Raw genomic sequence first — 13,927 nt, 5'->3', positions numbered from 1 at the left:
CCAACCCAACCGAGCGCCTGACCAGAAATCAGCTGCCTCAGTTTAGATTTGGGCAACACTCTTTCGTTAAGGTCTGGAGTAACCGTATCGTTAATCCTTCCTCGGGAGACACGCGCGGTTTGAAGGCAAAGTCCATCCGCGCCAATGGTGGCGCGGTTGCTTCTGCCCTGGCTTTTGACGGTTGGGACAATACTCATGGCTACGATCAATTCCACGAACTTCAGCGGCGATACGCTGGAGATCATTGCCTTCAGACTGCACGATCAGGAATTCTGCGTTAAGACGACGACAATTCGCGAAATCCGCGGCTGGGCACCGTCGACACCGATTCCGCATGCGCCGGCGGACGTCATCGGCGTTATGAACCTTCGCGGCTCGGTAATCCCGATCATCGACCTCGCCTTCAAACTTGGCATGAAGAGCACAGTGGCGAACGAGCGCAGCGCCATCGTCGTGGCCGAAGTCCACAACATGGTCATCGGCATGCTGGTCGATCGCGTCTCGGACATCCTGACGATTTCATCCGGCCAGGTGCAGCCGGTTCCGGAAGTCACAGCGTCCTTTGACCGGGCTTATTGCGAAGGTATCATCGCCTCCGAAAATGGCATGATCTGCTTCCTCAACCTCGCCAAGATGTTCAAGGAAAGCGAAACCGACGAGCTCGCCGCCTGACACCATCACTGGACCCAAAGATAAAAGCCCCTCTTCGAGAGGGGCTTTTTGTTGACAGATACAATCATTATAAGAAATCGATCACAAGTTCTACTGTAGAACGAATATTAAATTCGCTATTTCTTATACACGTCTCATTAACCGCCCCCACTTCATCATCGGTTGTGAAGTCGCTGGTTATTCTCCCTCTATAGTAGGCGCCGCAGGACGGATCGGTCTCCCTTGTGTATCCCTTGAGGTTAATGTGCCCGCGAGCTTCTTCACTGGCTGACGCCGAAATCGGCGCCTGCATCACGAGGGATGGGGAATGTTCGGTCTATCGCCTGATTCTAAGCATGTTCTTGATGCCATTTCGAAGTCACAGGCCATCATCGAGTTCGACCTGAAGGGCAACGTGCTCGCGGCCAATGAGAATTTCTGTGGTGCGCTTGGCTACAGCCTACCGGAGATCGTCGGCAAACATCACAGCATGTTCTGTGATCCAGCTTACACCGCCACTGCGGAATACCGCGAATTCTGGGCCCGTCTCGGCCGTGGCGAATATGATGCCGGCGCCTACAAGCGGCTTGCGAAGGGTGCCCGCGAAATCTGGATCCAAGCCTCCTACAACCCGGTCTTCAAACACGGCAGGCCCTACAAGGTCGTCAAGTTCGCGGCTGATATCACGGACGTGAAGAAGAAGTCCATCGACGATGCGGGCAAGCTGGATGCCATTTCGCGGTCTCAGGCTGCCATCGAATTTACCCCTACCGGCGAAATCCTGACGGCAAACGAGAACTTTTGCAGTGCGATGGGTTACTCGCTCACTGAGATCACCGGCAAGCATCACGGCATGTTCTGTGACCCGGCGTATACCCGGACGGAGGAATACGCAAACTTCTGGCGCCGTCTCGCACAGGGTGAGTTCATCTCCAATGAATTCGTTCGTTACGGCAAGGGCGGCAAGGAAATCTGGATCCAGGCAGCCTATAACCCAATCAAGGACGCAAACGGCAAGGTCTACAAGGTCGTGAAGTTTGCAACCGACGTGACCCAACGAATGAGCGCGATCAGCGAGCTCGGCGAAGCGCTGCGCCACCTGTCGGAAGGCGATCTGACGAAAACGCTCGACTTGCCCTTCGTGCCGTCGATGGAACAGCTTCGCCATGACTTCAACGCGACTGTCATCAAGCTCGCCGAGACCGTGAAGACCATCGGCGAAAGCGTCCACGCGATTGCCGCCGGCTCCCGTGAGATCGGTTCCGCCGCCGATTCGTTTTCAAAGCGTACGGAACAGCAGGCCTCATCGATTGAGGAAACCGCTGCGGCGCTCGAAGAGATCACCACCACGGTCAATGACTCCAGCCACCGCGCCGACGAAGCTGGGAAACTGGTTGCCAAGACGAAGCAGGGTGCCGAACAATCCGGCCTGGTTGTCCGCAATGCCGTCTCTGCCATGGACCAGATCGAGCAATCCTCACGTGAGATCACCAATATCATCGGCGTGATCGACGACATTGCCTTCCAGACCAATCTCCTGGCGCTGAACGCGGGCGTCGAAGCAGCCCGCGCCGGTGAGGCTGGCAAGGGCTTTGCCGTCGTCGCTCAGGAAGTCCGCGAACTCGCGCAACGATCGGCAAGTGCGGCAAAAGAGATCAAGTCCCTGATCACGACGTCAAGTGAGCTGGTGAGAAACGGCGTCAACCTGGTCGGCGAGACCGGAAAGGCGTTGGAGACGATCGTGGCGCAGGTTGGCGATATCAACGTGAATGTGGCAGCGATCGTCGAAGGCTCCAAAGAGCAGGCGACCGGCCTCAAGGAAATTAATCAGGCCGTTAATTCCATGGACCAAGCAACACAAAAGAATGCAGCCATGGTCGAAGAGAGCACGGCAGCAAGCCACAAGCTGGCTGGCGAAGCGGAGGCACTGCGCGGGCTGCTGGCTCAATTCCGCCTTGACGAAGCGCATAGTCCAAGGACCGTGCAGAAACATCCGGCCTCTCCAGCACGTCACCTGATCGCTCGCGTTGCGAAGGCGCATGGGGCCCTTCCGGCCGTCGGCAGCTGGGAAGAATTCTAGATCACCCAAAACGCTCGATTAAAAACGGCCGGCAGCGAAACTCGCTGCCGGCTGTTCTGCACCCACCGAAGCACTCTAGTGCGATACTGTCGCCGCAGCCTCGGGGCGTTTGATCAAAGGGGCGGCCTGCACGACGAGCGGATTGAGGCCATGGCTTTCCCGTTCCATGATCTCGAACAGTTGCCGCCGCATGCGCGGCTCCCAGAATTTGTTGATATGCGTCGCCACACCCTCCGCGGCTTCGCTCTCCGGCTGGCTCTTGAAGAACGTCGCGATCTGATTGGCCATATAAACCAGTTTGGACTGCGTATCATGCGACATCGGAGATGGTTCCCGGTTGGATGCGCTGTGGATGCGTGAAAACTTCGAAATCCTCGCCGCGCACCAAGGCGACGAGGGTCATGCCGGCCTCATCGGCCGTTCGGATGGCAAGCGCGGTCGGTGCCGAGATAGCCACGAGCACCGGACTGCCGAGGATGGCCGCCTTCTGCACCATCTCGACGGACAGACGGCTGGTGACCGCAACGATGCCCTCAGCTCCCGACTGCGGTTGGGCAATCACCGCGCCGCAAAGCTTGTCGAGTGCATTGTGACGACCGACATCTTCGCGCACCGCAAATAGTCCCTTGCCCGGCACGTAGAAGCCGGCGCCATGTACCGCGCGCGTTTCGCGATGCAGCGGCTGTGCGCCATTCAGCAGCGAAACGGATTCGATGATGTCTCGATGGGTAATCTTAAGAGGGACCGCCGCCACATCGGGCACCTTGCGAACAGCCTGTTCGATCGACTCTATGCCGCAGAGGCCGCAGCCGACCGGTCCGGCCATGCTGCGTCTCCGTGCTGTCAGTGCCGTAGCGACCTCGTCGACCAGCGTGATCTGAACGTCGATGCCCTTATCGCCCGCGACAATCTCGACTCCCGCGATCTGGTCGACTTCGGAAATGATCCCCTCGGTGAGGCTGAAACCAATCGCAAAATCCTCGAGGTCCGCAGGTGTTCCCATCATCACCGCATGCGTGCTGCCACCATAGGAAAAGGCGATCGGCACCTCCTCCGGAACGATCCGCTCGCCGGGCGTGACGACACCGCCGCTACAGGCGGTGCGCTTCACGGCAACGCGGTTCGGCCGGTCAATCGTCACTCTGCGGGCTCCAGTTTGCTGACGATCCGACGGCTCTGCCGTGCCTGCTCGTCGTAGTCACGTTGCCAATCGGTCGGGCCGTTGGAGGGCGAAACCTGCACAGCCGTGACCTTGTATTCCGGGCAGTTGGTGGCCCAGTCGGAGAAATCCGTCGTGATGACGTTCGCCTGCGTGTCTGGATGGTGGAAGGTCGTGTAGACGACACCGGGCGCCACGCGATCGGTGATCAGCGCGCGCAGCGTCGTGTCGCCCGAGCGGCTCATCAGCTTGATCCAGTCGCCATCGCGAATGCCACGCTGTTCGGCATCGTGTGCATGGATCTCCAGACGGTCCTCCGGATGCCAGACGACGTTTTCTGTGCGGCGCGTCTGCGCGCCGACATTGTACTGACTGAGGATGCGACCCGTCGTCAGCAGCAGCGGGAAGCGCGGCCCGGTCCGCTCATCGGTTGCAACGTACTCGGTGCGGATGAACTTGCCCTTGCCGCGGACGAAGCCATCGACATGCATGATCGGCGACCCCTCGGGATGCGCTTCGTTGCAGGGCCATTGCACAGAGCCCATCTTGTCGAGATAGTCGTAGGAGACGAGCGCAAAGCTCGGCGTCGTCGCGGCGATCTCGTCCATGATCTCGGAAGGATGCGTGTAGTTCCAACCAAGACCCATGGCCTGCGCCATCTTCTGCGTGACCTCCCAATCGGCATAGCCGTTGCGGGGGCTCATGACCTTGCGAACGCGGTTGATACGGCGCTCGGCGTTGGTGAACGTCCCATCCTTCTCCAGGAAGCTGGAGCCCGGCAGGAAGACATGCGCGTAGTTCGCCGTCTCGTTCAGGAAGAGGTCGTGAACGACGACGCACTCCATGGCGGCAAGGCCGGCCGCGACGTGCTTCGTATCGGGGTCTGACTGCAGGATATCCTCACCCTGGACGTAGAGGCCCTTGAACGACCCATCGACCGCTGCATCCAGCATGTTCGGAATGCGCAGCCCCGGCTCATTGCTGATCTTGACGCCCCAGAGCTTCTCGAAGATGTCGCGCGTCGCGTCGTCGGAGATGTGACGATAGCCGGGCAGTTCGTGCGGGAAGGAGCCCATGTCGCACGAACCCTGAACATTGTTCTGGCCGCGCAGTGGATTCACGCCGACGCCGCGACGACCGATATTGCCGGTCACCATCGCAAGGTTGGCGATCGCCATGACGGTCGTAGACCCCTGGCTGTGTTCGGTTACACCGAGGCCATAATAGATCGCCCCATTGCCGCCCTTGGCGTAGAGACGCGCAGCGCCGCGCACGAGATCGGCCGGGACGCCCGTGAATTTCTCCGATGCTTCAGGGCTGTGATGCGGTTCGGCGACGAAACTTGCCCAGTCCTCGAATTCGGACCAGTCGCAACGCTCGCGAATGAAGGCCTCGTTGAACAATCCCTCGGTGACGATGACATGCGCCAGCGACGTCAGGATCGCGACGTTCGTGCCGGGCTTCAACGGTAGATGATAGGACGCCTCGACATGGGGCGAACGCACGATATCGGTGCGGCGCGGGTCGATGACGATAAGCTTGGCGCCCTGACGCAGCCGCTTCTTCAGGCGCGAGGCAAAGACCGGATGGCCGTCGGTCGGATTAGCGCCAATGATGACGACGACGTCGCTCTGCTCGACGCTGTCGAAGTCCTGCGTGCCGGCGGACGTGCCGAAAGCCTGGCCGAGGCCGTATCCGGTTGGCGAATGGCAGACGCGAGCGCATGTATCGACGTTGTTGTTGCGGAAGCCGGCACGCACCAGCTTCTGCACCAGATAGGTCTCCTCGTTCGTGCAGCGAGACGAGGTGATGCCGCCGACCGAGTCGCGGCCATACTGATACTGGATGCGGCGGAATTCGGAGGCGACATGCGCGAAGGCCTCGTCCCAGCTCACTTCGCGCCAGGGATCGGTGATCTTCTCGCGGATCATCGGATTGAGGATGCGCTCCTTGTGGCTGGAATAGCCATAGGCGAAGCGCCCCTTGACGCAGGAGTGGCCGCGGTTCGCCTGCCCGTCCTTCCAAGGCACCATGCGCACCAGCTCTTCGCCGCGCATCTCCGCCTTGAAGGAGCAGCCGACGCCGCAATAGGCGCAGGTCGTAACGACGGAATGCTCCGGCTGGCCGATCTCGATGACCGACTTTTCGATTAGCGTCGCTGTCGGGCAGGCCTGCACGCAGGCGCCGCAGGAAACGCATTCAGACGAGACGAAATCCTCATGCATGCCGGCCGAAACGCGCGAATCGAAGCCGCGGCCCTCGATGGTCAGTGCGAATGTACCCTGGACTTCCTCGCAGGCGCGCACGCAGCGCGAGCAGACGATACACTTCGCGGGATCGAAGGTGAAATAGGGGTTTGATTCGTCCTTCGGCGCCCATTTGAGATTGAGGTCGCCGTTGTTGCGCGCTTTGACGTGATTGTCGCCATCATAGCCATAGCGCACGTCGCGCAGGCCGACGGCTCCCGCCATGTCCTGCAGCTCGCAATCGCCGTTGGCAGCACAGGTCAGACAGTCGAGCGGATGGTCGGAGATGTAGAGCTCCATCACGCCCTTGCGAACGTCCTTCAGCCGGTTCGTCTGCGTCGAGACCACCATGCCCGGCGCAACGGGCGTCGTGCAGGACGCAGGAAGGCCCGCGCGCCCCTGGATCTCGACCAGACAGAGCCGGCAGGAGCCGAAAGCATCCATCATGTCGGTGGCGCAGAGCTTCGGAATTTCGATACCCGCATCCATCGATGCGCGCATGACGGACGTTCCCTCGGGCACAGTCACCTGGTTGCCGTCGATGGTGAGCGTCACCATCGTTTCGGAGGTCGAGGCCGGCGTGCCGTAATCGGTTTCATGGACGAGAGGCATGGTCTTACTCCGCCGCTTCGATGAGAGGTGTGGGAACGAAATCTTCGGGGAAGTGCGTCATGGCGCTCATGACCGGATAAGGCGTGAAGCCCCCGAGCGCGCAGAGCGACCCGAATTTCATGGTGTTGCAGAGATCGGCAAGCAGCTCGCGATTCTTTTCCGGTTCGATGCCGCGGGCAATCTTGTCCGCCGTTTCGACGCCACGCGTCGAGCCGATGCGGCAAGGCGTGCACTTGCCGCAGCTTTCGACGGCGCAGAATTCCATCGCGAAGCGGGCCTGCTTCAGCATGTCGGCACTTTCGTCGAAGACGACGATCCCGGCGTGGCCGATCAACCCATCCTTCGCCGCGAAAGACTCGTAGTCAAATGGCGTATCGAACAGGGCGCGCGGGAAGTACGCGCCAAGCGGACCGCCGACCTGAACTGCCTTCACCAGCCGCCCGGATGCGGTTCCGCCAGCAATGTCATCGATCAGCTCGCCGAGCGAAATGCCGAATGCGGTCTCGAACAGACCACTATGTTTCACATTGCCGGCGATCTGGATCGGAATGGTGCCGCGTGAGCGGCCAAGGCCGAAGTCGCGGTAGTAGGCTGCTCCCTTGTCCATGATCACGGGCACGGAAGCGAGAGAAATGACATTGTTGATGACGGTTGGACAGTCGAAGAGGCCCTTGTGGGCCGGTAGCGGCGGCTTGGCGCGCACGATGCCGCGCTTGCCTTCAAGGCTGTTCAGGAGCGCCGTCTCCTCGCCACAGACATAAGCGCCCGCGCCGGTGCGGACTTCCATATCGAAGGTCTTGCCCGAGCCCAAAACCGACGTACCGAGGATGCCGGCACTGCGCGCGATATCGATTGCCCGGCTCATCGCCGCGATCGCATGCGGATATTCCGACCGCGTGTAGATGAAGCCCTTGGTGGCGCCCGTCGCAAGGCCGGCAATCGCCATCCCTTCGATCAGCACGAAGGGATCGCCTTCCATGATCATCCGGTCGGCGAAGGTGCCGCTGTCGCCTTCATCGGCATTGCAGACGATGTATTTGCGCTCACCAGGCGCGTCGAGCACCGTCTTCCACTTGATACCAGTCGGGAAGCCCGCGCCACCGCGGCCACGCAGGCCGGAATCGGTAACTTCCTTGACGACATCAGTCGGCAGCATCGAAACCGCGCGACGCAAGCCGGCGAGGCCACCGTGAGCCTCGTAGTCATCAAGCGAGAGCGGATCAGTGATGCCGCAGCGGGCAAAGGTCAGGCGTGTCTGGCGCTTGAGGAACGGCAGTTCGGCCACTTCGCCAAGACAGAGGGGATGATCCCCGCCCGTGGCCAAGCCCGCATCGAACAGCGAAACGACATCCTTCGCCTTGACGGGACCGTAACCGATACGCTTGCCGGAGACCTCCACCTCGACCAGCGGCTCCAACCAGTGCATGCCGCGCGAGCCATTGCGCACGATCTTGGCGTCGAGGCCACGAGTAGCAATCTGCTCGGCGATTGCTTTCGCGACGCGTTCTGCACCCAGCGCCAGGGCCGCCGCGTCACAGGGAACATAGATCCGGACGGTCATCGACGTGCCTCCGAAATCAGCGCCTCGAGATCGGCGGCGTCTACTCGGCCATGTACCTCGCCGTCCATCATCGCGGACGGCGAGCACGAACAGAGCCCAAGACAGAAGACGGGCTCGAGGGTGATCGCTCCGTCAGGCGTCGTGCCGTGCCAGTCGACGCCAAGCAGAACCTTCACGCGCTCGGCCAGCGCGTCGCCGCCCATCGATTGGCAGGCTTCTGCACGACAGAGCTTCAGCACATGCCGGCCGGCGGGATGATCGCGATAATCATGATAGAAGCTGACGACACCATGCACCTCGGCGCGCGAAAGGTTCAGCTCGTTCGCGATAACGGGCAGCGCCTCTTGCGGGACATAGCCGAACTCATCCTGAATCTCGTGCAGGATCGGCAGCAACGGCCCTTCGAGATGCTTGAGTTGATCGATGATCGCAATCGTGCGCGTTGCGATATCGCCCTTGGCGACGTGGATGTTCATCAGCAGCCCTCCCACGGCCTGCAAATTGCACGTGGCGACGCTGGGCAGGCGGGCTTTCCTCAGAACCCTATGGCCGACAGAACCGCTCGCGTGTGTTCATTATAGAACTTTCTCAGGGATGGACGAAGCGATCAATAATGCTGTTCCGTCAAACGATAGAAGATTCCTATCAGAATTCCGGTTCTTCGGCGAGAATTCGGGCCTCATGCAACAGAGCCGAGACCAACGGCGTGAACGGCTCACGATGCGTCGCAACCAGGCCGACAAGGTGATGCGCTCGCGGCTCGGTGATTGGAATCATCCGTATTTCTGCCGGAAAGCCAAAGGATTTCGCGACATTGCGCGGCATGATGCTCGCCCAGCGTCCAGTTCGAACATGGGAAAAGAGCACGATCATCGAGTTTGACTCGAGCGTCGGATGTGCCGTAACACCGGCTTCGGCCAGGTGATGATTGATGATACGACGGTTCTGCATGTCCGCCGTCAATAGGCAAAGCCGAAGACTACCCACTTCCTTCCAGGTAACGCTATCGCGATCGGACAAGGGGCTGCCGGCGGCGGTAATCAGGTTGTACTGCTCGGCATAGAGCGGCACGCTCGTCACCCGCCCAAGGGGCTCGTTCTCCAGATAGGTGATCCCCGCATCAATCTCGAGATTTTCCAGCATGCTGAGCACCTGCAGGGAATTGCGGGAGACGATGGAAAACGTCACATCGGGGTGCCGCTCCTGAAATGGAGTCGTAATGCGCGGCAGCATCGCCAGCGCTGTCGGGATGACGGCGATCTTGATATGGCCTGAAAGCCCCTTGCGCGCCGCCCGCATCTCCTCGCGCATCGTGCGGGCATCGCCGACAATGCGCCGCGCCCATTCGAGCACGCGTTGGCCCTCAGGCGTCAGCCCCTGGAAGCGCGAGCCGCGTTGCACCAGCATCACGCCGAGCTGATCCTCGAGCTGACGAATGGCGGCGGACAACGTCGGCTGCGAAATACCGCATTCCTCGGCTGCGCGGCCGAAATGTTTCTCGTTGGCGAGCGCGATAAAGAATTCCAGCTTGTCGATCATCCGGCCTCCGCGCCGAACTGCGGCACACCGTCATCTTCACGTCCAGCGGACCGGTCCGCAAGGCCGGTTGTCAGTTGTCCTGCTTCCCCGGAAACATCGCCAACAGGAAACGCAGCAACGCCGTCGTATCGGGATGGGCAACACTGTAATAGATGAGACGTCCGTCCCGGCGGCTGGAGACGAGACCATCCAAACGTAAGCGCGCCAGCTGCTGCGACACCATTGCTTGCTGAATGCCAAGGCTCTCCTCGAGCTCGCCCACAGTCTTCTCTCCCTCCGTCAGAAGGCAGAGAATGATCAGCCGCGTATGATGGGAAAGTGCCTTGAGAAAGTCGCTCGCTTCCCGCGCTCTAGCAGAGAGCTTCTGCAGATCCCGATCGGCCATGCCCGATCCCGGTGTAGGCAAATGCATTCTTTATCTCTGGTTGCATAAACAATATGTATGAAGCGTGACAATAACATATTCGCAGCAACCAGCTGTTTGGATCTGTCAAAATGCCAAAAAAAGTCCCGCCAGCTCAGCAGATGAGCTGGCCACCATTGATCTCAAGCACTTGACCCGTGATGTAACCGGAAAGCGAAGGCGCCGAAAGGAAGAGATAGGCGGGTGCGCAATCTTCCGAGGTGCCCAATCGGTGCAGCGGAATGGTCTTGCGGGTCTGCTCAAGCTTTTCTGCCGACGAATACCGTTGGTGGAAGTCGGTTTCGATCGTTCCCGGTGAAACGCAGTTGACGCGGATGCCGTCCGGCGCGAGCTCCCTTGCTAGCGCCTTCGAATAGGTTGCTACAAATGCCTTCGACGCCGAGTAGATCGCGGAACCGGGGCTGCCGCCCGTCAGCGCCGAAATCGAGACCGTGTTGACAATCGCCGCCTCCTGCGATGCACGTAGCGCCGGCAAAAGAGCTCGCGTTACCTCAACCACCGAGGTCTGGTTCAACCGGACGATCGTCTCGTATTGCTCGTCGGTCAACGCATCGGCGGGAAAGCGCCCGACCATGGTGCCGGCATTGTTGATCAATGCGTGGACGCGATCAAAAGTGGCGCGCACCTTTTCAGCGAATCCTGTCGTGCCGCCCGGCGTCGAAAAATCGGCTGTAACGAGAAACGCCCTGCGGTCCTCCTCCGCCGTCAGCAAGAAGTCTGGCAAATCACGCTCGGCGCTTCGCCCGAGGTGCACCAGCACGCGGGCGCCGCAATCGAGAAATTGCCGCGCGACTTCGAGGCCAATGCCCCTGCCGCCGCCGGTGACCACCACATTGCGGTTTTCGAACAGCTTGGGGTGAAACATTCATTCCTCCGGGACGCGCCGTCTACGGCTTCCATAGTGTGTTGATACGCAAGGGGAACGTCGCTTAGACGTCGTTGGTTTCCAGCAGACGCGGACCCGGCCCATCTTTAGCCAGCCGGTCATACGGATTGCGCAGTGGGCAGCTTTCAACCGAGAGGCAACCACAGCCGATGCAATCCGTCAACCGATCGCGCAGGGCGACGAGCCGATCAATGCGAACATCGAGCTCTTGCTTCCATAGGAGAGACAGGCGCTGCCAATCGCCAGCGGTCGGCGTGCGGCCCTGCGGCAATGTTTCGAAAGCCGCCTGAATCTCCGCCAGGGGGATGCCTACGCGCTGCGCGACCTTGATGATCCCGAGGCGACGAAGCACATCACGGCCGAAGCGGCGCTGGTTGCCACGCGAACGAATACTGGAGATGAGACCCTTCGCTTCGTAGAAATGCAGCGCAGAGACGGCAAGACCGCTGCGCTCCGCGACTTCGCCAACCGTCAGCAGCTTTCGGAACGGATTGGGGGAGCCTTCTTCCATGACATCGACCTCAATGTAACTTGAGGTGTTGTAGCCGAACGCTCGCGTGACCGAAAGGCCATCGGAACACCGGGAGCCAAGGGGTCCCAGAAAACAAAAAGGCGGCCCTAAAAGGCCGCCTCATGACACCGTGACGGGCACGGGTTAGTCTTGGTCGATCACACCCCGAAGGTGCGTCAGTTCCATGATATAGTGTTCGAGGCGCGACTTGTGCTCGTGATGAACGGCATCTGCGATTTCTCTTTGTGCCGCCTCAATGCGCAGCGTCAGTTCGTCCTTGGAGAGATCCTGAACAATGACGGCAGACTCGGCCAGCAGCGTGCAGCCGGTCGGCAGGATGTCGGCGAAACCGCCGAAAACCACGTAATCCTGCTTCGAACCGTTAGCCGAGCGAACGCTGACAATACCAGGCTTGATGGTCGTCATCGTCGGGGCGTGGTTCGCCATAACGGTCATCTCGCCGTCGGTTGCCGGAATGACAACTTCGGTCACCATCTCCGAAAGGAGCAGGCGCTCGGGAGATACGAGTTCAAAATTGAAATTGTCAGCCATCAGTGACTTACCTTCTCGGCAGCTTCTGTATCTTGCAAATTGGTCCCGCAGAACGGGCAGTGCACTATCGCCTGATCAAGATACCCAAGACCCTCTTCGGTCTGGATCAATCCCACCACCATCATCATCTTGCCGTCGTCCGATCTGTACATCGTCGGGGCAGCTGGGGCGGGAAGCTCTGCTGCGACTTCCCGAAGGGCGTCGCAGCAGAAGATCTCGTTGAGAGCGTCGCTCATCAGGCAGCTGCGGACAGCTTCTTGGCCTTCTCGATAGCTTCTTCCATCGAGCCGACCATGTAGAAGGCAGCTTCCGGCAGGTGGTCGTATTCGCCGTTGACCAGGCCCTTGAAGCCCTTGATCGTGTCTTCGAGCGCTACGAGCTTGCCCGGCGAACCGGTGAAGACTTCGGCGACGAAGAACGGCTGCGACAGGAAGCGCTCGATCTTGCGGGCGCGGGCAACGGCGAGCTTGTCCTCTTCGGACAGTTCGTCCATGCCCAGGATCGCGATGATGTCCTGGAGAGCCTTGTAGCGCTGCAAGGTCGACTGAACCTTACGAGCCACTTCGTAGTGCTCTTCGCCGACAACGATCGGGTCGAGCATGCGCGACGTGGAGTCGAGCGGGTCAACGGCCGGGTAGATGCCCTTTTCAGCGATCGAGCGCGACAGAACGGTCGTTGCGTCCAAGTGGGCGAACGAGGTTGCCGGAGCAGGGTCGGTCAAGTCGTCGGCCGGAACGTAAATGGCCTGAACCGAGGTGATCGAGCCGGTCGTCGTGGTCGTGATGCGTTCCTGCATCTGGCCCATGTCCGTGGCGAGCGTCGGCTGGTAACCAACGGCCGAAGGAATGCGGCCGAGCAGAGCCGACACTTCGGAACCTGCCTGGGTAAAGCGGAAGATGTTGTCGACGAAGAACAGAACGTCCTGGCCCTTGTCGCGGAAGTCTTCAGCGATCGTCAGACCGGTCAGAGCGACGCGAGCGCGGGCGCCCGGCGGTTCGTTCATCTGGCCGTAAACGAGGGCTGCCTTCGAGCCTTCGCCGCCGCCATGCTTGTTGACGCCCGATTCGATCATTTCGTGGTAAAGGTCGTTGCCTTCGCGGGTACGTTCACCCACGCCTGCGAACACCGAGTAACCACCGTGCGCCTTGGCGACGTTGTTGATCAGTTCCATGATGAGAACGGTCTTGCCGACGCCGGCGCCGCCGAACAGGCCGATCTTGCCGCCCTTTGCGTAAGGCGCGAGAAGGTCGACGACCTTGATGCCGGTGACGAGGATCTGTGCTTCGGTCGACTGGTCGACGTAGGCAGGAGCGTCCTGGTGGATCGCGCGCTTGCCGGAGGTTACCAGCGGACCAGCTTCGTCAACCGGCTCGCCGATGACGTTCATGATACGGCCGAGTGTCTCAGGACCAACCGGAACGGTGATCGGACCACCGGTGTCGGAAACCGGCTGACCGCGAACCAGACCTTCGGTCGAGTCCATGGCGATCGTGCGGACTTCGTTTTCACCAAGATGCTGCGCCACTTCGAGAACGAGGCGGTTGCCGCCGTTCGTGGTTTCGAGCGCGTTCAAGATCGCCGGCAGTTCGCCTTCGAAAGCAACGTCCACGACGGCGCCGATAACCTGCGTAACCTTGCCGGCGGAGCCTGCCGCGGCCTTCTTGGGGGTAGCTGCCTTAGCCATCTTCTTACCCTCTTTCCCTAAC

The 13,927-nt window shown here is 60.3% G+C and carries 14 protein-coding genes; 2 read left to right on the top strand and 12 right to left on the bottom strand.

Annotation, left to right across the window (positions count from 1 at the left end):
* Positions 1–195: 195 nt before the first annotated feature.
* The gene (locus tag FHT77_RS11785; protein WP_183755212.1) at positions 196–672 is read left to right on the top strand and encodes a chemotaxis protein CheW; all 477 of its coding nucleotides are present in this window, start codon (positions 196–198) and stop codon (positions 670–672) included.
* Between the two features lie 307 nt (positions 673–979).
* Positions 980–2,731, top strand: coding sequence for a methyl-accepting chemotaxis protein (locus tag FHT77_RS11780; protein WP_183755211.1), 1,752 nt, complete (start codon positions 980–982; stop codon positions 2,729–2,731).
* A gap of 75 nt (positions 2,732–2,806) precedes the next feature.
* Here FHT77_RS11780 and FHT77_RS11775 read toward each other — a convergent pair whose 3' ends face one another.
* The 12 genes from FHT77_RS11775 to atpD all read right to left on the bottom strand — a co-directional run bounded on the left by FHT77_RS11775 (position 2,807) and on the right by atpD (position 13,905).
* Positions 2,807–3,052: a formate dehydrogenase subunit delta gene (locus FHT77_RS11775; protein ID WP_016556555.1), complete on the bottom strand. Its 246-nt coding sequence runs from the start codon at positions 3,050–3,052 to the stop codon at positions 2,807–2,809.
* Complete coding sequence (gene fdhD, locus FHT77_RS11770) at positions 3,042–3,842, bottom strand: formate dehydrogenase accessory sulfurtransferase FdhD (RefSeq protein ID WP_409527449.1); 801 nt, start codon at positions 3,840–3,842, stop codon at positions 3,042–3,044. The genes FHT77_RS11775 and fdhD overlap by 11 nt, the downstream gene beginning before the upstream one ends.
* 26 nt (positions 3,843–3,868) lie before the next feature.
* Positions 3,869–6,748, bottom strand: coding sequence for a formate dehydrogenase subunit alpha (gene fdhF, locus FHT77_RS11765; RefSeq protein ID WP_183755210.1), 2,880 nt, complete (start codon positions 6,746–6,748; stop codon positions 3,869–3,871).
* Positions 6,749–6,752: 4 nt separating this feature from the next.
* Positions 6,753–8,309 carry an NADH-quinone oxidoreductase subunit NuoF gene (locus tag FHT77_RS11760; RefSeq protein WP_183755209.1) on the bottom strand — a complete coding sequence of 519 codons (1,557 nt, stop codon included), beginning with the start codon at positions 8,307–8,309 and terminating at the stop codon, positions 6,753–6,755.
* Positions 8,306–8,785, bottom strand: coding sequence for a formate dehydrogenase subunit gamma (locus tag FHT77_RS11755; protein WP_183755208.1), 480 nt, complete (start codon positions 8,783–8,785; stop codon positions 8,306–8,308). Before FHT77_RS11755 ends, FHT77_RS11760 begins: the two co-directional genes overlap by 4 nt.
* A 169-nt stretch (positions 8,786–8,954) precedes the next feature.
* The gene (locus tag FHT77_RS11750) at positions 8,955–9,848 is read right to left on the bottom strand and encodes a LysR family transcriptional regulator (RefSeq protein ID WP_183755207.1); all 894 of its coding nucleotides are present in this window, start codon (positions 9,846–9,848) and stop codon (positions 8,955–8,957) included.
* 70 nt (positions 9,849–9,918) lie between these two features.
* On the bottom strand, positions 9,919–10,260 hold the full coding sequence (locus FHT77_RS11745; RefSeq protein ID WP_183755206.1) for an ArsR/SmtB family transcription factor: 342 nt from the start codon (positions 10,258–10,260) through the stop codon (positions 9,919–9,921).
* Positions 10,261–10,366: 106 nt separating this feature from the next.
* On the bottom strand, positions 10,367–11,137 hold the full coding sequence (locus FHT77_RS11740; protein WP_183755205.1) for an SDR family NAD(P)-dependent oxidoreductase: 771 nt from the start codon (positions 11,135–11,137) through the stop codon (positions 10,367–10,369).
* Positions 11,138–11,201: 64 nt separating this feature from the next.
* Positions 11,202–11,669 (bottom strand): redox-sensitive transcriptional activator SoxR, encoded by a 468-nt coding sequence (gene soxR, locus FHT77_RS11735; protein ID WP_183755204.1) that lies wholly within the window; start codon positions 11,667–11,669, stop codon positions 11,202–11,204.
* Between the two features lie 144 nt (positions 11,670–11,813).
* Positions 11,814–12,221 (bottom strand): F0F1 ATP synthase subunit epsilon, encoded by a 408-nt coding sequence (locus FHT77_RS11730; protein WP_016556564.1) that lies wholly within the window; start codon positions 12,219–12,221, stop codon positions 11,814–11,816.
* Complete coding sequence (locus FHT77_RS11725; RefSeq protein WP_183755203.1) at positions 12,221–12,457, bottom strand: hypothetical protein; 237 nt, start codon at positions 12,455–12,457, stop codon at positions 12,221–12,223. The genes FHT77_RS11730 and FHT77_RS11725 overlap by 1 nt, the downstream gene beginning before the upstream one ends.
* Positions 12,457–13,905: a F0F1 ATP synthase subunit beta gene (atpD, locus tag FHT77_RS11720; protein ID WP_016556566.1), complete on the bottom strand. Its 1,449-nt coding sequence runs from the start codon at positions 13,903–13,905 to the stop codon at positions 12,457–12,459. The genes FHT77_RS11725 and atpD overlap by 1 nt, the downstream gene beginning before the upstream one ends.
* Positions 13,906–13,927 lie beyond the last annotated feature (22 nt).

It is taken from the genome of Rhizobium sp. BK181 (assembly GCF_014193305.1).
GTDB lineage: Bacteria > Pseudomonadota > Alphaproteobacteria > Rhizobiales > Rhizobiaceae > Rhizobium.
This window is presented reverse-complemented; position numbering and strand designations above follow the sequence as displayed.